Genomic DNA, 22,044 nt, shown 5'->3' on the forward strand with positions numbered 1-22,044 from the left:
GGGCCCGTGCAGGGGCCCGGATGCCCAGGCTGGAGACCATCACGAGTTGAGGATGCGAATGACAGACGTTTGGGAACCGGGGGCCGTGGCGGACCGTGCGGCGGCGGTGGCCGAGGCGGTCGTACGACTGACGCGCGCGGCCCATGACCGTCAACCGTGCGCCCCCGTACGGGACGTGCTCGGCGCCACCGACATCAGCCTGGCCTATGCCGTCCAACAGCGGGTCGTCGCCGACCGGATCGCGGCGGGCGCACGCGTCGTCGGCCGCAAGATCGGACTGACCTCCGAGTCGGTGCAGCGCCAAGTCGGCGTCGACCGGCCCGACTTCGGGGTGCTCCTCGCCGACATGGACGTCAGCGCGCTGCCGGCCGTGCCGAGCGAACGGCTGCTGCAACCCAAGGTCGAGGCGGAGATCGCGTTCGTCCTCGCCGCCGAGCTCGACGACGACGATCTCGACATCGAGCGGGTCCGGTCCGCCGTCGCGTACGGCGTCGCCGCGCTGGAGATCGTGGACAGCCGGGTCGCCGACTGGGACATCGCGATCACCGACACCGTCGCCGACAACGCGTCCAGCGGACTGTTCGTACTCGGCGGCGAGCGGGTCGAGTTGAAGGCGTTCGAGCCCCGGGACGTGCGCATGCGGCTGTATGTCGACGGGGAGTTGGCGTCCGACGGCGACGGCACCGCCTGCCTCGGTGATCCCCTCGCCGCGCTGCTGTGGCTGGCGCGCACCGCGCGGGAGTTCGGCGATCCGCTGCGGGCCGGGCAGGTCGTGCTCTCGGGCGCCCTCGGCCCGCTCGTCCCCACCCCGCCAGGAGTCACCGTACGGGCCGAGATGTCGGGCCTCGGCTCGGTGACCGCGACCTTCTCATCGAACCCAGCGAAGGAACAGGGATGACGAAGACCAAGGTGGCCGTCATCGGCTCCGGGAACATCGGGACCGACCTGATGATCAAGGTGCTGCGGCTGTCCGACACCCTGGAGATGGCCGCGATGGTGGGCATCGACCCGGACTCGGACGGCCTCGCCCGCGCCGCGCGCCTGAAGGTGCCCACCACGCACGAGGGCGTGGACGGGCTGATCCGGATGGACGGCTTCGACGACATCGGGATCGTCTTCGACGCCACGTCCGCGAAGGCACACGTCGAGAACGCCAAGCGCCTCGCCCCCTACGGCAAACGGCTCGTCGACCTCACACCCGCGGCCATCGGCCCGTACGTCGTGCCGCCGGTCAACCTCGACGAGCACCTTGCCAACGATGTCGACAACCTCAACCTGGTCACCTGCGGCGGCCAGGCCACCATCCCGATCGTGCACGCGGTCAGCCGGATCACCCCGGTGCCCTACGCCGAGATCGTCGCCTCGATCGCCTCGAAGTCTGCAGGGCCCGGAACCCGCGCCAATATCGACGAGTTCACCGAGACCACCTCCGCCGCGATCGAGAAGGTGGGCGGCGCCCAGCGCGGCAAGGCGATCATCGTGCTCAACCCGGCCGAGCCGCCGCTGATCATGCGGGACACCGTGTACTGCCTGATCGGCGACGCGGACCAGGAGCAGGTGCGGGCCTCCGTGGAGGGCATGGTGGACGCGGTCGCCGAGTACGTGCCCGGCTACCGGCTCAAGCAGCAGGTGCAGTTCACCCCGATCCCGGCCGGCGATCCGGTCCACACCCTCTTCACCGGCGACGCCTCCGAGGTCACCACCAAGGTGTCCGTCTTCCTCGAAGTCGAGGGCGCCGCCCACTACTTGCCCGCCTACGCCGGCAATCTCGACATCATGACCTCGGCCGCCCTGCGGGTCGCCGAGCGCATCGCCCAGCGCTTCTCCAGCGAGGTGACCCGGTGACCCCCAGGCTCTATGTGCAGGACGTCACCCTCCGGGACGGCATGCACGCCATCCGGCACCGGATCACGCCCGCCAATGTGGCGGCGATCAGCGCGGCCCTGGACCGGGCGGGCGTGGACGCCATCGAGGTCGCCCACGGCGACGGCATCTCCGGCGGCAGCCTCAACTACGGCCCCGGCAGCAACACCGACTGGGAATGGATCGAGGCCGCCGCAGGCGCCATCCACCGGGCGACCCTCACGTCCTTGCTGCTGCCCGGTATCGGCACCATCGCCGAACTCAAGCAGGCGTACTCCCTCGGTGTCCGCTCGGTCCGGATCGCCACCCACTGCACCGAGGCCGACGTGGCGGCCCAGCACATCGCCACCGCCCGCGAACTCGGCATGGACGTCTCGGGCTTCCTGATGATGGCCCACATGACCGACCCCGCCGAACTCGCCCGCCAGGCACGCCTGATGGAGTCCTACGGCGCCCACTGCGTGTACGTCACGGACTCCGGCGGCCGGCTGACCATGGACGGCGTCCGCGACCGCATCCGCGCCTACCGGGACGTCCTCGACCCGGACACCCAGATCGGCATCCACGCGCACGAGAACCTCTCCCTGTCGGTCGCCAACTCCGTCACGGCGGTGGAGGAAGGGGTGACCCGCGTCGACGCGTCCCTCGCCGGACAGGGCGCGGGTGCCGGGAACTGCCCGATCGAGCCCTTCATCGCGGTCGCCAACCTCCTTGGCTGGGAACACGGTTGCGACCTGTTCGCCCTCCAGGACGCCGCCGACGATCTGGTACGGCCGCTGCAGGACCGCCCCGTGCGCGTCGACCGGGAGACCCTCACCCTCGGCTACGCGGGCGCCTACTCCAGCTTCCTGCGGCACGCCGAGACGGCGGCTGGACAGTACGGCCTCGACGCGCGCACCATCCTTCAGGAGGTCGGCAGGCGGGGGCTGGTGGGCGGGCAGGAGGACATGATCGTGGACATCGCGCTCGACCTGACGCGCGGCTGCTGACCGCACGTCTCCGCAGAGCCGCTCCCCGGACCACGCACCGGGGAGCGGCTCTTTGCGCGTTGATTAGACCGGGCGTACCAATAAACTCGTGCACGCCTCTTGGCCCGCGTCGGACGCCGTTGATACGTTGACGAAGGCGCCGAACTAGAATTGATTTCAGTTTGAGCAGAGAGGCATTGACGATGACGTCTGCCCTTCGACTGGAGCCGCGATACGAGGCCGACCGGCATGCGCTGCCACCGTCGATGATGGAGCGCGTGACGTTGATCATGGACCTCTTCGAGCGGCCCCAGACGCATCTCACCCTCGAAGTGGTCTCCCGCCGGACCCAGTTGCCGCGCTCCACCACCCACCGGATCCTCGACCAACTGGTGCGCCTGGACTGGCTGCACCACACCGTCGCCGGGTACGCGCTGGGACCGCGCGCGCTCGGTCTCGGCGGCCGGGAGATCGGACACAGCACACTGCGCGCGGCAGCCGCGCCCCAACTCCTCGACCTGGCCGTCCGTACGAAGATGGTCGTCCATCTCGCGGTGCTCGACGGCCCGGAGATCTACTACCTCGACAAGGTCGGCGGACGGGCCGCGGTCGACATTCCCTCCCGGGTCGGCGGGCGGGCGGTCGCCCACTGCACCGGCCTCGGCAAGGCGATGCTCGCCTGGCTCAGCCCGGAGGAGATCGACGCCCGGTACCAGCAGTCGATGGAGTGCCGCACTTCCCACAGCATCGGCCGACTCGACCTGCTCCACCGGGAGTTGAGCACCGTACGCCGGCGTAATGGGCTGGCCATCGACCGGGGTGAGTGTTTCCCCGACCTGGGTTGTGTCGGCCTCGCCCTGCGCGGGCCCGACGGCCCGGTCGGCGCGATCTCGGTCGTCGGCGACGGGCGGGCGCCGCTGGAACTGGTGGCTCCGCTGGTCGTGAACGCCGTACGGGCGGTGTCCGAGGAGCTGTTCGGGGACGGGGAGTCGTTCCGGCGCGACGTGCCGGAGGCGGTGACCCTGTAAGAGGGCGTCGGTCAGGCCGCCGAGGGGTGCGCGGAGAGCAGGTCCGCGAGGTCGACGCGGGTCAGGAAGTCGCGCCGGATGCGGTCGGCCACGACGGAGACCGCCTCGGAGCCGTCGTCGGCCGGGTCGATGTGCACCCGGTACGGGCGCTGCCCCGCGGGGAGCGCGACGATACGGGCGATCTCCTCGGAGACCAGCGAGGCGTCCGCGCCCTCGGGCGCCAACGCGGCCAGCTTCTCCGCCACTTGGGTCATCAGACCCGCGTACCGCGTCTCGTACTGCGCCTCGACCGCGCCGTCCGCCGGGTGCCCGGAGTGGGCGAAGTGGTTCGTGCCGCTGGTGAAGGAGCCGGGCACCACGATGGAGGTCTCCACGCCCCAACGGGCCAGCTCGGCCGCATAACTGACGGCGAGGGAGTCCATCGCGGCCTTGGCGGCGAAGTACGGCGCCAGATACGGCGGGGTGCCACCTTTCACGCTCGAACTCGACACCCAGATCACCAGACCCCGGCCGGCCTTGCGCAGGTGAGGCAGCGCGGCGCGGTTGACACGCTGGGTGGAGAGGACGTTCACGTCGTACAGCTCGGCGAGCTGCTCGGGCGTGAAGGCCTCGGCCGGTCCGGTGACCATGTGGCCGGCGTTGTGGATCAGGACGTCGACGCGGCCGTGTTCGGCGAGTACACGGTCGATCGCCGCGTCGACGGAGTCCTGCGCGTTGACGTCGAGTTCTATGGAGCGCAGGTCGACTCCGTGTTCCTTGCCGTAGTCGGCGGCGGCCTGCACCTGCGGCGCGTTGCGGGTGGTGGTGTTGCGCATCCCGGCGTAGACGGTCTCGCCCTGGTCCGCGAGGGCGCGGGCGGTGAGGGCGCCGAAGCCGCTGGAGGCGCCGGTGATCACGACGATGTTGTTCATGGGAAATCTCCTTGAGTGGGCGGGACGGTTCAGGCCAACCCGCCGTTGGCGAACAGCACTTGGCCGTTGATCCAGCGGGCCGGACCGGCGAGGAACGCGACCGACTCCGCGATGTCGTCCGGGGTGCCCAGGCGTTCCAGCGGGGCGGCCTTGGCCAGGTTCTCGACCGTGGCCTCGTCCTTGCCGTTCAGGAACAGGGGAGTGGCGGTGGGGCCGGGGGCGACGGCGTTCACGGTGATGTCCTTGCCGCGCAGTTCGCGGGCCAGGACGAGGGTCATGGCCTCGACCGCGGCCTTGCTCGCCACGTAGGCGCCGTACGTCGGGAACTTGGTGCGGGTGACGGTGGTGGAGAAGTTGATGATCGAGCCGCCGCCGCGCACCCGGCGGGCCGCCTGCTGGGAGACGACGAACGTGCCGCGGATGTTGGTGCGGTGCATGCGGTCGAGGTCGTCCAGGTCCATGGTGGCGATGGGGGAGAGGACCATGATCCCGGCGGTGTTGACGACGACGTCGATGCCGCCGAACTCCTGCTCCACCGCGTCGAACGCGGCCGACATCGCGTCCTCGTCGGCGACGTCACCGCCGACCGGGATCGCCCGGCCGCCGGCCGCGACGATCGCGGCGACCGTCTCGTCGGCCTTCGCCTTGTTGCCCGCGTAGTGCACGCCGATGGCGATGCCGTCCTTGGCCAGCCGCTCGGCGACCGCGCGGCCGATGCCGCCGGAGCCGCCGGTGATCAGGGCGACGCGGGGGGCGGTGTCGGTGTCAGTCATGGTGGGGGTCCTTCCGTGTGGTGGGGATCTGCGTGAGCCACTGCCCGAGCAGGGCCGACTCCGCAAGGGTGAACGGTTCGGGGGTGAGGTCGTCCAGGGACGAGAGCAGCGTGGTCGCGGCCGCGGCACGGGCGTCCGTGGCCGTGGTGTCCGCCGCGGGGTCGAGCAGGATCGCCTGGTGGATCGCGTCCCGGACCAGCGTCGACAGGGCGGCGTCCGGGTACAGCGTGGGACGGGTGATCAGCGCCAGGGACACCCCGGTGTTGGCCGACATGACCATGCGTGCCGCGATCTCCGGTGCGATACGCAGGCGGCCCTGCGCGGCGAGCCGCTCCAGGTCCCCGCGGAGGATCCGCATCGCCTCCGCCGCCGCCTCGGGCACGGAGCGCAGCGCCGGGGAGAACATCAGCTTGTAGGCGTTGGGGTGCGCCAGCGCGAACGCCGTGTGGCTGTCCCAGCCGGCCCGGAGGTCCCGCAGCGGTTCCTCGGACTTCTCGGCGGCGCGCTTCGTCTCCAGGTACTGGTCCCAGACGTGGTCGACCGTGGCCGCCAGCAGCCCGTCCTTGTCGCCGAACAGGCGGTACAGCACGGGCTGTTGGACACCGGCGGCCTCGCACACCGCACGTGTCGACACGTCGCCGCTCGGCGACTGGGCGATCAGCTCCGCCGCCGCCTCGATAATCAGCGATCTCGTGTTCATGTAATCGACGATAACACCGATGTGTATCGCCGACAACAGAATGCTGTTAGCGGTGAAAACAAGGGCGCCTCCCACCGCGTCCGTGCGGTGGGAGGCGCCCTTGCTCTGCCGTGCGGTGGCTCAGGACTGCACGGCGAGCGTGAAGGACTGCGCGGTCGAGTCGTCACAGGTCCGTTGGGTGAGCTGGACACTGTTGGTCGCCGCGGTGGCGGCCGTCAGGCACTTGCCGCTGTGCCGGGCGACGAAGTGGTAGCGCCCGCTCGTCTCACGCACCGGCTGCCACTGTTGGTTCGTGCCACCGGAGTAGGCCCACAGCTGCAACGGCGCGTTGTCCGCCGTCGAGCGGTCGGTCACGTCGATGACCTGCGCGGGGTTGCCGCGCGCGGTGATCTGCATGTACCCGCTGTCGGTGGAGCGGAACTGGTACTGCTGCGCCGTCGTGCCGTTGCAGGCGTACTGCTGGATCGCCGTCCCGTTGGCCGTGGCCGCCGAACGGGCGTCCACACAGGTGCCGTTGCCGCCGTTCTGCACGGAGTACCAGGAGGTCTCGGAGATCGGGGTGTCCGTCGGCGGCGTCGAAGTGTCGCCCCCGCCCAGCCACTTGAGCCCGTTCAGCAGGAACTGGTTCTGGGTGGCGCTCGCGAACGTCGACGACAGCCGCGTGTTGGTCGTGTAGTTCATCGCGTTGTGGCCGAAGTTCGCGTACAGCATCTTGTACTTCGTGTTGGTCCAGATGATGGGGTAGTACCCGCTGTACCAGGACTGGTTGGGGTCGGTGCCGACCGGGAAGCTGCTCGGGTCGATCGACGCCAGGATCTTGATGTCCGGGTTCTGCCGCAGATCGTTGGACCAGCTGTACCACTCGCTGACCGACGAGGTGAACGTGGCCGGCAGGGCGGCGGTGGGCGGGATCGAATGGTCCTCCACCTTCAGGGTGACCGAGGTCGGACCCCAGGTGTTGGACACGAAGTTCCCCGAGCCGAGGAACGTGTTGTGGTACCAGGACCAGCTCGCCGCGTTGGTCGTGAAGGCCGAGACGTGGAAGCCCATGAAGCCGCCGCCACCCCTCATGTACGCCTCGAAACCGGAGCGTTGGGCGGCGGTCTGCGGCAAGTCGTCGAGGAACAGGACGACCTGGTACGCGTTGACGCCGCCGTTGGCGAGCAGGTCCCAGTTGGTGCTGGCCGTGTAGGTGTAGCCGTTGGCCGCCGCCTGCTGCGGGAACCAGACGTTGGCCTCCTTGTCGAAGTCGATGTGCGCGGCGTCGTAGGTCCCGCTGTAGAGCGCGAGGATCTTGAACGGGGTCGCCGCCGTGCTCGCCTGCGCGGCGGGCGGCACGGACGCGAGGCCGAGCAGTGTCGCCAGCAGGAGGAGGACCCGCAGGAGCGCGCGAGTGGAACCGGATCTGTTGGTGTTCATGTAGGTGATCGATCCTTTCCGTGCGTCTACGGGTAGTTGGTCAGGTAGGCGACGTTGGTGCTGGAGTTGGACGGTCCGCCGGTGCTGTTGATGATGTGGCTGATCGTGCCGACGCCACCCAGCGAAACGGTCACCATGTCGTGGAACTTGACCCCGGACACGCTCGGCACCTCGAAGGCATGGTCGGCGACCACGCTGGAGTTGGAGCTGAAGTAGCAGTAGCTGCCAAGTCCCCACGCCTCATGGGTGGTCACGCCCGCGGCGACCTTGTAGGCGGGGTAGCCCTTGCCGGTGCCGTTCATCCAGGAGGCCTGGTTCGGCGGGTCGTAGGGCATCTCGTTCTGGAAGAAGTACGTCCGGCCGCCGTTGCCGTTCCAGAGGACCTGGGTCTTCTGGAAGTGCTCGACGAACAGGCCGTACGCGGTCACGTTGGCGCCGTTGACGATCAGTCCGGTGTCCGCCGTGTTGGTGGTCCAGCCGACCGTGCCCGAGTTGCCGTGGTCCGCCCGCCAGATCCAGGTGTGGTCGACGATCGTGTTGGCGCTGTTGATTACAACGGAGTTGGTGGCCTTGCCAATGGTGGCGCCACCGATGCGGACGAAGACATCGGACAACTGCGTCGGGTCGGCGGCGTGCGAGGCGGTCGAGCCGGACGGGCCGATCTGTACCAGCGTCGCGGAGTTGGTGGTGCCCGCGTCGACCAGCAGCCCCGCCAGCTCGATGCCGTCCACGTCGGCCGTGGAGATCGCGGTGATCCCGCCGTCCGGCACGAAGGTGGCCAGGCCCATGCCCAGGACGACCGTGTCGGGGCGCGTGATGTTGATCGTCTGGTTGAGGTGGTAGACGCCCGGGGTGACGAGGAGGTTCTTGCCGGCCGCGAGCGCGGTGTTCATGTCGGCCGCGGTGGCGCCGGGCTTGACGATGTAGAACTGGTCGATCGGCAGCGACTTGCCCGCCGGGGTCTTCCCGCTCCATGTCGTGCCGACGGCGTTGGACTGGAGTCCGGGCACGAACACCTGGTAGGCGCCCGCACTGTCGACGTAGAGGAAGGGCTTCTCGCGGATCGTCGGGGAGCTGGCGACGTTGGTGTACGTCGGGAAGGACTGGGCGGGTGCGCCCTGGTCGCCGACGAAGACCATGTTCCAGTTGGAGCCGGACCAACTGCCCATCGTGGAGTTCCTGGTGAGGAACTGCTGCTGGGTCCCGGACTGGATCTGGCCGTCGACCTTGGTGTCGGAGATGAAGCCGCCGCTGGACCAACCGCCGTCGTCCAGCGCCAGGTTGCCGCGCACGTGCATGCGCCGGTACGGGGCGGCCTGCGAGACGGCCCAACGGTCAGTACCGCCCGTGGGGTTGACCGACAGGTTCTCGGCGTCGCGCCAGAAGTTCTGCGTCGCGTTGCCCTGGAACCAGTCGGCTTCCGCGTGCACCGCGCCGTTGATCGTCACGTCGTCCGGTGAGAAGCCGAGGCCCGCGACCTGGGTGTAGAAGCCGACGTTGGCGTTGGCGCTGTACGTGCCGGGCTTGAACAGCAGGGCCTGGCGGGCCGAGCCGAACTGGTTGGTCTCCTGCTGGGAGAAGACCGAGTCCAGCTTGGACTGGATGCTGGACGCCGACATCGACGGGTCGAACACCGTCACGTTGGGGCCGAAGTCCGGGGTGCCCGGCGGGTTGGTCGTACCGCCGCCGCTCAGCGTGAACGACTGCGCGGCCGTGCCGTTGCAGGTGTACTGCGCGAGCTGCACGCTGTCGGCGGTCGACGCGCTCGGCACGTCGAGGCACTTGCCGCTGTTGCGGTTGACGAAGTGGTAGGAGCCGTCGGACTCGGCGACCGGCAGCCACTGCTGGTTGTTGCCGCCGGAGTACGTCCAGAGCTGGATCGGCGCGGAGTCGGCGGTCGAGACGTTGGTGACGTCCCAGGCCTCGGCGCCGTTCAGGTTGCTGTTCACGCGGTAGTAGCCGCCGTCGGTGGCGACCAACTGCCAGTTCTGCGCGGTGCTTCCGTTGCACGTGTACTGCTGGACGGCGGTGCCGTCGGCGCTGGCGGCCGAGCGGGCGTCGACGCACTTGCCGCTGCCCTTGTTGACCACGGTGGTGTAGCCGGTCGGTATCGCGGCGGCGGCCGTGCTCGCCGCGCTCGCCGAGCCCTGCGTGGCGAACTCGATGCCGGTCACGGTGGTTGCCACGAGCGCGACAGCCGTGAGCGCTCTCGGTATGACGTGACGGCCGGACAGTCTTTTCCGTCTGAGCACGGATTCTCCTGTGGTGATGGGGGGTTGGGGAGGAAGGTCGGAGGGGGCGTCCGTCAGCCGGTGTACTGGGCGAAGATGCTGGTGAACTGCCAGTTGCTCTGGCTCACGCCCGAGCAGGTGTCGTCGTTCGGGTAGGCGCCCGGGCAGGGCCGGTCACGGTTGGCCGACCAGAACGTCAGCCGCGCCAGGTGGTGCGCCTGCGCGTAGCTCAGGATGGTCTGGAAGTCGGCGGTGGTGACGGTCTCGTTGTTGTCGGTGATGCCGTTCATGGACGAGATGCCCATGTCCCGGTAGGCCGCGTCGTCGCTGTAGCCGTACGCGTTCTTCAGCGCGGTCTTCAGGCCTTCGGCCGCTCGCTGGGTGAGCGTGCCCATGTTCTGGCCGGCGCCGCCGAAGTCGAACGGCATGATCGTCCAGGCGTCCACGGTCAGCCCGGACGAGGCGGCCCGGTTGATGAGGCTGGTGTCGGGGCCGCTCTGCCCGGTGCCGATGGTGACGTACACCTTGATGCCCGGGTTGTTGGCCTTGACGGTCTTGAGCGCGTCCACGGTCCGCTGCTGCACGGTCGCGTTGCTGTACGCGTCGGCCTCGATGTCGATGTCGATGGCCTTGAGGGAGTAGGCGCTGATGACCTTCTGGTAGGCCGCCGCCAGCTCGCTCGCGCTGGAGCAGGAGCTCTCCAGCTTGTTGCCGCTGTAGCCGCCGAAGGACGGGACGACATCGCCGCCGTTGGCGCGCACGGTGTTGATGGTCGACTGGTCGACCCCGCCGGTCAGCGCCCGGCCGCCGTCCCACTGCGGGTTGCAGTAGCCGTTGCTCAGGACGAACGCGAGCGTGAACCACTTCACGCCGGTTGCGTTCATGACAGTCGTGGGGCTGGGCGGGTTGCCCCACCCGTTGTAGAGGTACGGCGCCACGGCCATCGGCGCGGTCGTGGGCGGGGTCGTGCCGCCGGCGGCGGGTGCCGTCCACTTCTGGTTGGCGGCGCCGGAGCAGGTCCAGATCTGGGTACGGGTGCCGTTCGCCGACGAACTCCCGGTGACATCAAGGCACTTGTTCGCGGCCGGGTTCACGATGTCGCGCGCGGCGGTGACCGTCCACTGCTGGTTGGCGCTGCCCGCGCAGGTCCACAGCTGGAGCTGGGCGCCGTTGGCCGTCGAATTGCCGGTGATGTCGAGACACTTGCCGAGGGCTCTGATGGTGCCGTCGGAGCCGACCGTCCACTGCTGGGCAGCGGTCCCGTTGCAGTCGTAGATCTGTACGGCGGTGCCGTCGGCGGAGCTGGCGCCGGCCACGTCGAGACACTTGCCGGCCAGGCCGGTGATGGTGCCGGTGGCGGCCGAGGCGGAGGGTGCTCCGAGGGTGCCGACGGCGGTGAGGCCGAGGGAGAGCGCGAGGGCGCAGCGCAGGGCGAGGCGTTGCATGACGAGGGGGCCTTTCGTCCTGGGGTGGGGGGTGGACGCCGCCGGCGTGAAGGCGGTGAGAGGTGAACGCTCGCGTTCACATATGTGATCACGAGATGCACTCATCGGAGGTCTGCTGGCTGGTGAACCTAAAGGTCTGCACCAAAGCCGTCAAGAGGTGCGACCGGATAAGTCCCGTGGGGCAGGGCTGAGTTGAGAAGTTGTAGGCGAGGGAAAAGAAATCACCAGGACCATTGAGTGGCTGGTTCTCACAGGTCAGACTGTCCGGGCTTCGTGATGATCGTCAGGCGCGCCGGTCGGAGGAAACATGAACACAGCGGGGGCCGTTGAGGTCGCAGTCCGGCACATACTCGGTGACAAGGTCGCCGGGGGATTCCTCAGACCGAGAACGCGCACGATCACCTGGACCGACGCCCGCTATGTGGTCAAACGGCCCACGTCGGGCAAGCACACGGTGGAGTTGACCTGCCCCGAGTGCTCGGCCTCCCTGCTGGCCGAAGTGCGCGACCACTCCTCCACCCGGACGATCGCGACCGTCCTCCGCGTCCTCGCGGTGCTGTGCCTGATCATCTTCTTCGCGGCCTTCGCCTACGCCATTGACGAAGGCGGGAAGACCCTCCCCGAGGGGCAGTCGCTGCCCGCCCTCTTCTCCGTCAGCGTGATCGCCATCTTCGTCACCTTCGTGGCCGGCCCCGTGCTCTTCGTCCGCAGCCTGAGCTATAACGGCGTCAGCATGCTCGACGCCCCCAAACCGCGCCGTCGACACGGGATCATGCCGGTGCGGAAGGCGCCCCAGGGCACGCGAACTCCCCGCTGAGCCGGGCGGGTCCGGCGTCTCCCCGCGAGTGGCAGAATCGACGCCGTGGATCGGGGGATCCTGGAACGCGAGCCGGAGCTGGTACGGCTGGCCACGGCCGCGCGTGAGGCGGCGGGCGGGGCCGGATCCGTCGCGCTCGTCCTCGGCGAGGCCGGCATCGGAAAGTCGAGCCTGGTCAGGGCCATGCCCGACCGGCTGCCGCAGCACACCCGCATCCTCCTGGGCCAGTGCGACGACCTCGCCACCCGGCGCCCCCTCGGCCCGTTCCGCGACCTGATCGGCAGCGTCGGCGCCGAACTCGCCCGGGCCGTCATGGAGGGCGGCGACCGCCACCGCGTCTACGAAGCCCTGCTGGGAGAGCTGTCCGGTGTACCGCATCCGACGGTACTCGTCGTGGAGGACGTCCACTGGGCCGACGAGGCCTCACTGGACGCCCTACGCTTCCTGGTGCGGCGGATGGCACAGCTCCCCGCCGTACTCGTCCTCACCTACCGGGACGACGAACTGAGCCGCGAACATCCGCTGCGACACCTGCTGGGCCAGGCGTCCCGCGCGGACCGCGTGCACCGGCTGCCGCTGGCCCGCCTCTCCAAGTCGGCCGTGCGCACGCTGAGTTCGGCCAGCAGGCTCGACCCGGCCCAGGTGTACGAGGTGACCTCGGGCAACCCCTTCTTCGTCACCGAGATCCTCGCGGCCGGCGGCACCGGGAGCGTGCCCCCGACCGTCGTCGACGCGGTGCTCGCCCGGCTGCGCGGACTCGACTGCCGCAGCGTCGACGCCCTGGAACAACTCGCCGTGGTGCCCTCCGCCGTCGAATGCGCCCTGGTCGACGCGCTGTTGCCGGACGGCGTCGCCGGACTGGCCGCCGCCGAACAGCGCGGACTGCTCACGGTCACCCCCGAACGGGTCGCGTTCCGGCACGAGTTGATCCGGCGCGCCATCGCCGACTCCCTGCCCGCGGCCCGTCGCATCGACCTCAACCGGGACGCCCTCACCGCGCTCGTGGCCCGGCCGGGCTCCGACCCGGCCCGTATCGTCCACCACGCCGCACAGGCCGGCGACCAGGACGCCATCGCCCGCTACGGCCCCGACGCGGCCCGCGACGCCACCGAGGCGGGCGCCCACCGCGAGGCCGCCGCCCATCTACGGCTCGTACTGCGCAGGCGACACCGCTACACCCCCGCCGAACTCGCCGACCTGCTCGAACGCTACGCCGTGGAGTGCTACACCCTCGCCGACTCCGTCGAGGCCGTCGCCGCCCAGCGTGACGCCGTCGCCCTGCGCCGCTCCCTGGGGGACACCCTCGCGCTGGGCGCCGACCTGCGCTGGCTGTCCCGCATCCACTGGTGGGCCGGCCACGCGGACGAGGCCCAGGACGCGGCACGCGAGGCCATCGCGGTCCTCGAACACGCCGGAGACGACCGCCTGTTGGCCCTCGCGCACAGCAACACCGCCCAACTGCGCATGCTCGCCGACCGGTACGCCGAAGCCCTCGCCCACGGCGAACGCGCCATCACCCTGGCCCGCCGCGCCGACGACCCGGCGATCCTGGCCCACGCCCTGAACAACGTGGGCACCACCCGCTGGCGCAGCGGAGACCCGGACGGGCGACGGCAGTTGGAGGAGAGCCTCACGGTGGCACTGGCCGCGGGCGAGGTCGAACACGCCTGCCGGTCCTACGCCAACATCATCTGGACCCTCCTCGACAACCTCCAGTACGCCGAGGCCGACCGCTTCCTGCCCCCGGCCATGGAACTCGCCGACCGCGCCGAGCACTTGGGGTTCCTCAACTACCTGCACGTCGAACAGGCCATGCGCCGACTCGCCGCCGCCGACTGGGAGGACGCCGAGCGGCACGCCGAGTACGGGATGCACGAGTTCGTACCGGCCCGCTGTCCCGCGCTGACCGTTCTGGCCCGCGTGCGGGTCCGCCGCGGCAGGCCCGGCGCCGGTGAACTCCTCGACCAGGCCTGGGAGATCGCCGTACGGACCCAGGAACTCCAGCGCACCGGACCGGTGGCCGCCGTACGGGCGGAGGCGGCCTGGCTGCGCGGCGATCACGCGGCGGCGGCCGAGGCGGCGGCGCCGGTGCACGCGCAGGCCGGGCGGCTCGACTACGGGCCCTACCGGGCCGAACTCGGCTACTGGCTCGGCAAAGCCGGGCACGCCGTCGACGCCGACGACAGCGACCATCCGTACGCGCTGCAGGCGGCCGGGGAGTGGAAGCGGGCCGCGGACCTCTGGCAGCAGGCCGGGTGCCCCTACGAACACGCCGCCGCGCTCGCCGAGAGCCCCGACCCGGCCGACAGACTGACCGCGCTCGCCGAACTCGACGCCCTCGGCGCCGAACCCCTCGCCCGGCTGGTCCGCGCCGAACTGCGTCGCCTCGGCGTCAGCCACGTGCCGCGCGGCCCGCACGCGGCGACCCGGGGCAACCCTGCCGGTCTCACGGACCGCCAACTCCAGGTCGTACGACTGCTGGTGGACGGTCTGACCAACCCGGAGATCGCCGACCGCCTCGTCGTGTCCGTCCGTACCGTCGACAACCATGTGCGGGCCGTACTGGAGAAACTCGACGCGCCCACCAGACGGCAGGCGGCCGCCCGCGCCGCGGAGCTGGGGCTGGCGCCGTACGGCGAAACGTAGGTAGCCGGGTGCGTCAACGTGGGTGACGCGCACGGATGACGGCACAGGTGCGGGCGAAATACAACAAGCGGGTCATCCAAGCGCCAAGAAACGGGGACCCCATGTCCAGCACGCCCGTACAGGACGCCCGCCGTGAACTGACCGACTTCACGGGGGAGTTGATCGGCCCGGACGACGCCGCCTATCCCGAGGCCCGCGCCGTCTACAACGCGATGATCGACAAACGGCCCGCGCTGATCGCGCGCTGTGCCGACGCGGACGCCGTGGCCCGCGTGATCGCCTTCGCCCGCGCCCACGACCTGCCCCTCGCGGTGCGCGGCGGCGGCCACCACGGCGCCGGACTCGGCACCGTCGACGGGGGAGTGGTCGCCGACCTCTCCCCGCTCAGGGCCATCCACGTGGACCCCGAGGCCCGTACGGTCCGGGTCGGCGGCGGCTGCGTGTGGGGCGAGGTGGACCGCGCGACCAACGCGTTCGGGCTCGCCACGCCCAGCGGCATCATCTCCACCACCGGCGTCGGCGGCATCGCCACCGGCGGCGGGCTCGGCCACCTCACCCGCAAGTGCGGGCTGACCATCGACAACCTGCTGGAGGCCGACCTCGTCCTCGCCGACGGCAGCCGGGTGCGGGCGAGCGCCGACGAGAACACCGACCTGTTCTGGGCGGTCCGTGGCGGCGGCGGCAACTTCGGCGTCGTCACCTCGTTCCTGTTCCGCCTGCACGAGATCGGCACGGTCGTCGCCGGACCCACCTTCTGGCCGGTCGAGATCAGCGCCGAAGTCCTCACCGCCTACCGGGAGTTCCTCCCGACCGCGCCCCGCGAACTGAACGCGTTCTTCCTGCACGGCAGCGTGCCGCCCGCCCCGCCGTTCCCCGAGGAGATCCGGCTGCGCAAGACGGCGGGCGTGATGTGGTGCTGGACCGGTGGCGACACCGAAGCCGCCGCCCGCGCGATGGCCCCGCTGCTCGACGCACTGCCCGCACCGCTGCTGCACGCGGCCGGACCCATGCAACACCCCGACATGCAGGGCATGTTCGACGGGCTCTACCCGCCCGGCGACCAGTGGTACTGGCGCGCCGACTTCGTCAACGACATCCCCGACGAGGCCGTGGAACTCCACGCCAAGTTCGGCGCCGAGGTCCCCACCCCGCAGTCGACGATGCACCTGTACCCGATCGACGGCGCCGCCCACGACGTCGGCAACGACGAGACCCCGTGGGCCTACCGCGACGCACGTTGGGCATCCGTCTTCGCCGGCGTCGACGGGGACCCCGCCAACGCCGAACTCATCAAGAGGTGGGCCGTCGACTACCAGGAGGCCCTGCACCCGTACTCGGCGGGCGGCGCCTACGTGAACATGATGATGGACGAGGGACAGGAACGTGTCCGGGCCAGCTACCGGGGCAACTACGACCGGCTGGCCCGCATCAAGGCCGACCGTGACCCGGACAACGTCTTCCGCCTCAACCAGAACATCCACCCGACCCCGAAACCGCGCTACGAGACCCGCCCGTGACACCGACTCCGAGGCCGGGCCGGCGTCACGCGTTCGGGTCGAACGAGATGCCGGACGGCTTCGCGATGGACAGGGCGTAGTTGAAGTCGCTGTCCCTGATCTTCAGCGTGGCCGAACCGAAGTCGGCGGCCAGGAGCTTGTCCTTCAGGCCCGCCGGGTAGCCGTTCCAGCCCACCAGACGCGGGAAGAACCAGCCGCCGGTGGCGTTCTCCGGGGGCTCGTCGTTCGTGTTGGCGAAGCGGAAGTCGTGCGAGCCGATGCCGTCCTTGTGGTAGACGATCTTGGGGTGTGTGCCGTCGAAGCGCACCCCCGAGGCCGCCGAGACCTGGTAGGCGGAGTGCTGCGACACCGACACGTACTGGGCCGTGTTGTCCTTGACCCACACCACGACGTGCTCCCAGTCGTGGGTGTGACCGATCGCCGCCGGACCCAGGGTGACCTGGTCCTTCTCGAAGTAGCTGGCGTACATGATCGCGCACCAGTCGTTGTTGCACTTGGTGCGGGAGTACGTGTTGGCGTTGTTCAGCTGGGCCATGTCGTGGCAGTGCCCGTTGACGTCGCCGCCGAGCTTGAGCCCGGGGTTGATGGTGCCGTCCAGACCGATGGCGGCCGTGGCGTAGCAGCCGTCGCCGTCGTAGTCGTAGGCCGGGGAGAAGGTCTGGTCGAAAACGTCGGCGTTCTGCGGGAGCAGGGTGAGCACGTTGGCCTGGGCGGCCGTCGCCTGGCCGACCACGAGGGCCAGCGCGCCGAGGACGGTGACGACGGCGGAGCGGCGCAGGCGCCGGCTTCGGGACTTCGGGGCTCTTGCCGGGCTGTCGGTGGGGGGTGTCTGTTCGGGCACGCCGACTCCAGTTTCTTGGCGGTGGGGGGCGCTACTGGATGCGCCAGGTCCAGACCTTCGCAGTCGGATGTGCGCACGTCAACACCCTTGCGATGTACGGGCTTTGGCGCACCGCTGAACTCTCCTGTCTGTGCTTTTCCTGTGTCCCCGCGGCTCTCGGCACGACCATGGCTCTCGGCGAACAGGTGCGCTAATTTGAGGTCCACGGCACAGGTGAATGGGCACCCGTGGTGAGTGCGGGAGGTTCCGTTTGACCCCGGCGCAATTACGGGCCTTCGCGGCGACCGTCCGCCTCGGTTCCGTGAAGGCGGCCGCGGCTGATCTCGCCGTGACCGAGTCGGCCGTGTCGATCCACATCGCCCATCTGCGCAAGGAACTCGGCGACAAGCTCTTCGCCCGCACGGCCAACGGGCTCGCGTTCACCCCCGGCGGGCTGCGGCTGGCCAGCCGGGCCGCCGAACTGCTCGGACTCCAGGACCGGACGATCCTTGAGGTGCAGCAGGCCGGCTCCGGACGGCGACTGCTGCGGGTCGCCGCGTCGAGTCTGTTCGCGGAACACGCCGCGCCCGGCCTGATCGAACTGTTCGCGGGGCGCGCCGACGACCTCGACGTCGAACTGAGCGTGCACAGCCCGCAGAACTTCGCCTCCCTGCTGCTCAACCGCTCCGTCGACGTGGCCATCGGGCCCCGCCCCGCCACCCTCGACTCCACGATGACCTGCACGCACTTCCTCAACTACCAGGTCATCGCCGTCGTAGGGCCCGATCATCCGCTCGCGACCGGGGCCGGGACGAGTGCGGGTGCGGCTGAACTGCAGGGGCAGACCTGGCTGTTGGGGCCCTCGGCGGTCGGGCGGACAGGGATGGTGCCGTCGGTGCTGCGGCGGCTGGGGATCCCGGAACACAATCAGCGGATCTTTCAGAGTCATGCCGCGTCCGTCGACGAGGCCAAGCGGGGCAAGGGAGTTGCTCTCGCGGTCGCCTTCGCCGTGACGAAGGATCTTGCCGAGGGTGACCTCCGTCGGCTGAGCGGGCCCCAACTGCCCGCGCGGGGGTCGTGGAATCTGCTCACCCTGCCCGATCGTGAAGCGCCCGCCGCTGCCGCGGAGTTGCGGCGGTTCGTCACTACGCCGCGGGCCACTCAGGCGATGTTGCGGGGTGCGGGGGTTACGGCGGGGCGGTTTCGGCCGGCCATTCATGTGACGTTGTGGAGTTGAGGGTTCCGACGGGTCTGTAGTTCCTTTTACCGCGGGCCGGTGGGGGCTGGGCGCGCAGTTCCCCGCGCCCCTCTGGGGCGCTCACCGAGCCGTGCGATTTCATCAGGCACCCGTAGCAGCGCGCCGAAACTGTCTGCCGGCAGGAGTAGGTCGATGTACGGCAGAGCCGCCGTCATCGTCGTCGTGCGGGGTGTGAAGCCGGGGGCCGCGGCGCGGGGGTTGAGCCAGATCACGGTGTGGGCGCGGCGTCGTAGCCTGGCCATGGCTCTGGCCAGTTCGTCCGGCGGGTCGCCGTCCCAGCCGTCCGAGGCGATCAGTACGACCGCGCCGCGCAGGGTGCCGCCGTGGTGCGAGGCGAGGAGTGTGCCCAGGCAGTGGGCGATGCGGGTGCCGCCGAAGCGGTCGGTGACCCGCTCGGTCGCCTCGTCGAACGCCTCCCGCGCCGAGTGGTGGGCGAGCACCGGCGTGAGCCGGGTCAGCGACGTGGCGAACGCGAAGACCTCGGCACGGGTCGTCACGGCGAGGGCCCGCATCAGGTACAGATACGCCACCGCCTGCGCCTGCATCGACCGGCTCACGTCGCACAGCACCACGACCCGGCGCGGCCGGTCCACCGGCCCCGCCCGGACCAGCCGCACGGGCTCCCAACCGGTGCGCCGGGCCCGCGCCACCGTCTCCCGGACCGCCACGCGATGACCGCCCGTCCGCACGGCCAGGCGTCGGGTGCGGCGCACGGGCCACTCCCACAACCGTGACTCCAGTCGGCGGCCCAGCAACTCGGCCTGCTCGGCGCTCAGTTCACCGAACGGCGTGTCCACCGCCGCCGCCAGATCGCTCGGCAGCCGCTCGGGCACGGTGAGGACGTGGTCCGCACTGTGGGCGGCGGTGTCCACGGCGGGCGGCAGGGTCACCCATGGCAGACCGGAACCTCCGGCGGGGGCGCTGCCGTGGGAGTCGGTGGACCCGGAGTCCTGGGCGCTGGCCCCCGCGTTGTGCCCATTGCGGCGCGCGTTCGGGTCGAGGGCGAGCACGGACCGGCCGAACACCGCGTCGAAGACCTCGTCGAAGCGGGCCAGTTGGGGATGGTCGCGTACGAGGGTGACGCGGGCCGTCCAGTACAGCGACGTCCGTGTACCGGGCGGGGCCGCGGCGAGCGCCAGCACGAAGTCCCGGACGGCCGTCGGGCCCACCGGCACGCCGTGCTCCCTGAGCCGGGTGGCCAGCGCGGTGGCGAACGCGGCCCGGTCGACGGCGGGTAGCAGTGGACCTGTCGGTGTCATCGGACCAGCAGATAGACCACCACCGCGATGACGACGGACGCGACGGCGACGGGGATCAGCCGCTTGTACACCGATGCGCCGGCCACACTCATAAGGTCCAGCGGCTGCGCCACGGGTGCCGGGGCCGGCTCCGGCTCCGGTTCCACCTCTGGTGCTTCCTCCGGCCGGTCCTGCGTCGCCAGCAGCTGTGTCTCCACGTTCGCCACGAACTGCGCGAACAGCTTCTCAGAGATCTCCTTGATCATGCCGCTGCCGAACTGGGCCAGCCTGCCGCTGATGTTGAGGTCCGTGCTGACCGTCACGATCGTGGCGGCACCCTCGCCGCGCAACCGGGCGTCGACCGTCGCGGACGCGTTGCCGCCCCCGCGCATGTCCTTGCCGGCCGCGCTGATCACGGCGTGATGGGCCGCCTCGTCCCGCTCCACGAAGCGTGCCGTTCCCGCGAACTGGCTGACCATGGGCCCGACTTTGACCCTGACCTTGCCCCGGTGGACATCGCCGTCGACACCGGTGAGTTCGGCGCCGGGCATGCACGGGGCGAGGGCCTCCAGATCGGTGAGGGCCTGCCACGCCCGCTCGACCGGCACACCGACGCTGAACTCGTTGTCGATCTTCATGGTCTCCTCGCTTCTTCGGGATAGCCGAGTGCGTCGAGGGCTTCGACGACGGCCGTGCGGTCGTCGGGGCTCTTGGCGACCGTGCTGAGCGTGCGGACGATGTCGTCGCGGGCCAGCCGCGCGACCCGCAGGGCCGCCAGCGCGGAGACCCAGTCGATGGCCTCCGCCATGCCCGGCGCCTTGTCGAGGTCCAACTCCCGTACCCGGCCGATGAATTCGGTGGTCGACGCGATCAGGGGTTCGTTCGCGGCCGGTACCGTGCGGCGCAGGATCTCCGCGGTGCGTTCGGGCGTGGGGAAGTCGATCCAGTGGTAGAGGCACCGCCTGCGCAGCGCGTCGTGGAGTTCCCGGCTGCGGTTGGAGGTCAGCACCACGACCGGTGGCCGTACGGCGGTGAAGGTGCCCAACTCCGGGACAGTGATGGACCGTTCGCCCAGGAACTCGAAGAGCAGTGCCTCGAACTCGTCGTCGGCCCGGTCGATCTCGTCGATCAACAGGACCGGTGGCAGCGGGCCTTGATGGCGCACCGCCCGCAACAGCGGCCGGTCGAGCAGGAATTCCTCGCTGAACAGGTCGGCGTCGGACAGCTCACGCCCGTGTGCCTCGGTGAGCCGGACGGCGAGCAGTTGGCGCTGGTAGTTCCACTCGTACAGAGCCTCGCCCGCCGTCAGCCCCTCGTAGCACTGGAGTCGGATCAGTGGGGTGCCGAGGGCCTTGGCGAGTGCCTTCGCGGCACTGGTCTTGCCCACGCCGGGCTCGCCCTCCAGCAGCAGCGGCCGGTCGAGCAGGGTGGCGAGGAGGAGCGCGGTCGCCGTGCCGTCATCGACGAGGTGGCCGACCTCGCCGAGCCGCCGCCGTACGTCGTCGGCGTCCGTGAAGAGTCCGTTCACCCCGTGGCACCCGCGGACCAGCGATCCCGGCAGCCGGTCCCGCAGAACCAGAACTCGCCGTCCCCGGTGGCGAGATGAGGCGTATCGGCGCGCACGGTTACGGTCATCCCGCACACCGGGTCGACGGCCTGGGAAGGGCGCTCGGGCACGGGAGCCTTTGCCGCATGGACGACCCGCACCACGTCCGCGAGGATCGACAGCGCGATCTCGGACGGCGTACGGGCGCCGATGTCCAGCCCGGCGGGAGCCTGGACGCGGGCCCGTTCCGCCTCGGTCAGGCCGAGTTCGTCGAGGAGGGCGGCCGCGCGGCGGTGGCTGGCGACCAACGCGATATGACCGACACCCGCGTCGAGGGCGGCGCGCAGGGACTCCGCGTCGCCCCGGCCCTGCCCGGCCACGATCACGGCGGCGGTGTGGTCGCTGGGCGGTCCTTCGGGAAGCGAGCGGGCCGTGGCGTAGCCGAGCAGGGCGGCGAACGCGACGCACGCCTCCGCCACGGGCGTGGTGCCGACGATCTCGATCAGCGGTGGCGGCAGCACCGGTTCCAGGAAGATCTCCAACGCCCCGCCGGACAGGCAGGGGTTGATGACGACCCGCGCCCCGGGTGTCTCGGGGAACTCGGCGTCCCCCTGCGGCAGGACGCGCAGCAGCAGCGGTCCGCCGTCGTGCAGGGCGCCGAGCGCGGCCGTACGCACCGAGCCCTCGGCGCACTGGCCGCCGACGAAGCCGTCGATGGTGCCGTCGCCGTGGACGATGGCCTCGTCGCCGGGGTGCGCCGAGGCGGGTGCCTGGGCGCGGACCACGCGTGCGTGGACGAACGGCACGCGCCGCTCGGTGAGTTCGAGCGCGCGGGCACTCAACTTGCCGGTCATCACAGCCACC

The 22,044-nt window shown here is 70.3% G+C and carries 19 protein-coding genes; 8 read left to right on the forward strand and 11 right to left on the reverse strand.

Features of this window, described 5'->3' with window-relative positions; genetic code table 11:
- The first annotated feature begins 58 nt into the window (after nt 1-58).
- The 4 genes from ACIBJH_RS09395 to ACIBJH_RS09410 all read left to right on the forward strand — a co-directional run bounded on the left by ACIBJH_RS09395 (nt 59) and on the right by ACIBJH_RS09410 (nt 3,859).
- Complete coding sequence (locus ACIBJH_RS09395; RefSeq protein ID WP_399116237.1) at nt 59-898, forward strand: 2-keto-4-pentenoate hydratase; 840 nt, start codon at nt 59-61, stop codon at nt 896-898.
- Nucleotides 895-1,845, forward strand: a complete 951-nt coding sequence (locus tag ACIBJH_RS09400) for an acetaldehyde dehydrogenase (acetylating) (protein WP_019068102.1) — start codon at nt 895-897, stop codon at nt 1,843-1,845. Before ACIBJH_RS09395 ends, ACIBJH_RS09400 begins: the two co-directional genes overlap by 4 nt.
- On the forward strand, nt 1,842-2,852 hold the full coding sequence (gene dmpG, locus ACIBJH_RS09405; protein ID WP_399116238.1) for a 4-hydroxy-2-oxovalerate aldolase: 1,011 nt from the start codon (nt 1,842-1,844) through the stop codon (nt 2,850-2,852). Before ACIBJH_RS09400 ends, dmpG begins: the two co-directional genes overlap by 4 nt.
- Before the next feature lie 245 nt (nt 2,853-3,097).
- Nucleotides 3,098-3,859, forward strand: coding sequence for an IclR family transcriptional regulator (locus tag ACIBJH_RS09410; protein ID WP_399116389.1), 762 nt, complete (start codon nt 3,098-3,100; stop codon nt 3,857-3,859).
- Nucleotides 3,860-3,870: 11 nt separating this feature from the next.
- On the opposite strand, the gene ACIBJH_RS09415 is transcribed toward ACIBJH_RS09410, so the two are convergent.
- From ACIBJH_RS09415 to ACIBJH_RS09440, 6 genes are all read right to left on the reverse strand, one after another.
- Nucleotides 3,871-4,770 (reverse strand): SDR family oxidoreductase, encoded by a 900-nt coding sequence (locus tag ACIBJH_RS09415; RefSeq protein WP_399116239.1) that lies wholly within the window; start codon nt 4,768-4,770, stop codon nt 3,871-3,873.
- A 29-nt stretch (nt 4,771-4,799) separates the two neighbouring features.
- The gene (locus ACIBJH_RS09420) at nt 4,800-5,543 is read right to left on the reverse strand and encodes an SDR family oxidoreductase (protein ID WP_399116240.1); all 744 of its coding nucleotides are present in this window, start codon (nt 5,541-5,543) and stop codon (nt 4,800-4,802) included.
- On the reverse strand, nt 5,536-6,243 hold the full coding sequence (locus ACIBJH_RS09425; RefSeq protein ID WP_399116241.1) for a TetR/AcrR family transcriptional regulator: 708 nt from the start codon (nt 6,241-6,243) through the stop codon (nt 5,536-5,538). Before ACIBJH_RS09425 ends, ACIBJH_RS09420 begins: the two co-directional genes overlap by 8 nt.
- 120 nt (nt 6,244-6,363) lie before the next feature.
- Complete coding sequence (locus tag ACIBJH_RS09430) at nt 6,364-7,662, reverse strand: ThuA domain-containing protein (RefSeq protein WP_399116242.1); 1,299 nt, start codon at nt 7,660-7,662, stop codon at nt 6,364-6,366.
- 26 nt (nt 7,663-7,688) lie between these two features.
- Entirely contained in the window at nt 7,689-9,848 is a 2,160-nt protein-coding gene (locus ACIBJH_RS09435) for an RICIN domain-containing protein (RefSeq protein ID WP_399116244.1), read from the reverse strand.
- Nucleotides 9,849-9,967: 119 nt separating this feature from the next.
- Entirely contained in the window at nt 9,968-11,338 is a 1,371-nt protein-coding gene (locus ACIBJH_RS09440; RefSeq protein WP_399116245.1) for a ricin-type beta-trefoil lectin domain protein, read from the reverse strand.
- A 307-nt stretch (nt 11,339-11,645) separates the two neighbouring features.
- Between ACIBJH_RS09440 and ACIBJH_RS09445 the strand changes: the two genes are divergently transcribed.
- The 3 genes from ACIBJH_RS09445 (at nt 11,646) to ACIBJH_RS09455 (ending at nt 16,318) form a co-directional block, all read left to right on the forward strand.
- Nucleotides 11,646-12,155, forward strand: a complete 510-nt coding sequence (locus tag ACIBJH_RS09445; RefSeq protein WP_399116246.1) for a hypothetical protein — start codon at nt 11,646-11,648, stop codon at nt 12,153-12,155.
- Nucleotides 12,156-12,200: 45 nt separating this feature from the next.
- A complete protein-coding gene (locus ACIBJH_RS09450; RefSeq protein ID WP_399116247.1) occupies nt 12,201-14,801 on the forward strand; it encodes a helix-turn-helix transcriptional regulator in 2,601 nt (866 codons plus the stop codon).
- Between the two features lie 101 nt (nt 14,802-14,902).
- Nucleotides 14,903-16,318, forward strand: coding sequence for an FAD-binding oxidoreductase (locus ACIBJH_RS09455; RefSeq protein ID WP_399116248.1), 1,416 nt, complete (start codon nt 14,903-14,905; stop codon nt 16,316-16,318).
- Between the two features lie 25 nt (nt 16,319-16,343).
- On the opposite strand, the gene ACIBJH_RS09460 is transcribed toward ACIBJH_RS09455, so the two are convergent.
- Nucleotides 16,344-17,096: an NPP1 family protein gene (locus tag ACIBJH_RS09460; RefSeq protein ID WP_399116390.1), complete on the reverse strand. Its 753-nt coding sequence runs from the start codon at nt 17,094-17,096 to the stop codon at nt 16,344-16,346.
- A 313-nt stretch (nt 17,097-17,409) separates the two neighbouring features.
- Between ACIBJH_RS09460 and ACIBJH_RS09465 the strand changes: the two genes are divergently transcribed.
- Nucleotides 17,410-18,375, forward strand: coding sequence for a LysR family transcriptional regulator (locus ACIBJH_RS09465; protein WP_399116249.1), 966 nt, complete (start codon nt 17,410-17,412; stop codon nt 18,373-18,375).
- A gap of 26 nt (nt 18,376-18,401) precedes the next feature.
- Here ACIBJH_RS09465 and ACIBJH_RS09470 read toward each other — a convergent pair whose 3' ends face one another.
- From ACIBJH_RS09470 to ACIBJH_RS09485, 4 genes are read right to left on the reverse strand one after another with little or no spacing between them, the layout of a single operon-like run.
- The gene (locus ACIBJH_RS09470; RefSeq protein ID WP_399116250.1) at nt 18,402-19,655 is read right to left on the reverse strand and encodes a VWA domain-containing protein; all 1,254 of its coding nucleotides are present in this window, start codon (nt 19,653-19,655) and stop codon (nt 18,402-18,404) included.
- Nucleotides 19,652-20,272: an SRPBCC family protein gene (locus ACIBJH_RS09475; protein WP_399116251.1), complete on the reverse strand. Its 621-nt coding sequence runs from the start codon at nt 20,270-20,272 to the stop codon at nt 19,652-19,654. Before ACIBJH_RS09475 ends, ACIBJH_RS09470 begins: the two co-directional genes overlap by 4 nt.
- On the reverse strand, nt 20,269-21,162 hold the full coding sequence (locus ACIBJH_RS09480; protein ID WP_399116252.1) for an AAA family ATPase: 894 nt from the start codon (nt 21,160-21,162) through the stop codon (nt 20,269-20,271). Before ACIBJH_RS09480 ends, ACIBJH_RS09475 begins: the two co-directional genes overlap by 4 nt.
- The gene (locus tag ACIBJH_RS09485) at nt 21,159-22,034 is read right to left on the reverse strand and encodes an XdhC family protein (protein ID WP_399116253.1); all 876 of its coding nucleotides are present in this window, start codon (nt 22,032-22,034) and stop codon (nt 21,159-21,161) included. Before ACIBJH_RS09485 ends, ACIBJH_RS09480 begins: the two co-directional genes overlap by 4 nt.
- Between the last annotated feature and the right edge of the window lie 10 nt (nt 22,035-22,044).

This window comes from Streptomyces sp. NPDC050548, from assembly GCF_044457385.1.
Classification (GTDB): domain Bacteria; phylum Actinomycetota; class Actinomycetes; order Streptomycetales; family Streptomycetaceae; genus Streptomyces.

Excerpts from the sequence above, each read along its gene's own strand:
- ACIBJH_RS09395 (WP_399116237.1), top strand. The coding sequence starts at position 59 with ATGACAGACGTTTGGGAACCGGGGGCCGTGGCGGACCGTGCGGCGGCG.
- ACIBJH_RS09400 (WP_019068102.1), top strand. The coding sequence starts at position 895 with ATGACGAAGACCAAGGTGGCCGTCATCGGCTCCGGGAACATCGGGACC.
- ACIBJH_RS09410 (WP_399116389.1), top strand. The coding sequence starts at position 3,098 with ATGATGGAGCGCGTGACGTTGATCATGGACCTCTTCGAGCGGCCCCAG.
- ACIBJH_RS09415 (WP_399116239.1), bottom strand. The coding sequence starts at position 4,770 with ATGAACAACATCGTCGTGATCACCGGCGCCTCCAGCGGCTTCGGCGCC.
- ACIBJH_RS09420 (WP_399116240.1), bottom strand. The coding sequence starts at position 5,543 with ATGACTGACACCGACACCGCCCCCCGCGTCGCCCTGATCACCGGCGGC.
- ACIBJH_RS09425 (WP_399116241.1), bottom strand. The coding sequence starts at position 6,243 with ATGAACACGAGATCGCTGATTATCGAGGCGGCGGCGGAGCTGATCGCC.
- ACIBJH_RS09430 (WP_399116242.1), bottom strand. The coding sequence starts at position 7,662 with ATGAACACCAACAGATCCGGTTCCACTCGCGCGCTCCTGCGGGTCCTC.
- ACIBJH_RS09440 (WP_399116245.1), bottom strand. The coding sequence starts at position 11,338 with ATGCAACGCCTCGCCCTGCGCTGCGCCCTCGCGCTCTCCCTCGGCCTC.
- ACIBJH_RS09445 (WP_399116246.1), top strand. The coding sequence starts at position 11,646 with ATGAACACAGCGGGGGCCGTTGAGGTCGCAGTCCGGCACATACTCGGT.
- ACIBJH_RS09455 (WP_399116248.1), top strand. The coding sequence starts at position 14,903 with ATGTCCAGCACGCCCGTACAGGACGCCCGCCGTGAACTGACCGACTTC.
- ACIBJH_RS09470 (WP_399116250.1), bottom strand. The coding sequence starts at position 19,655 with ATGACACCGACAGGTCCACTGCTACCCGCCGTCGACCGGGCCGCGTTC.
- ACIBJH_RS09475 (WP_399116251.1), bottom strand. The coding sequence starts at position 20,272 with ATGAAGATCGACAACGAGTTCAGCGTCGGTGTGCCGGTCGAGCGGGCG.
- ACIBJH_RS09485 (WP_399116253.1), bottom strand. The coding sequence starts at position 22,034 with ATGACCGGCAAGTTGAGTGCCCGCGCGCTCGAACTCACCGAGCGGCGC.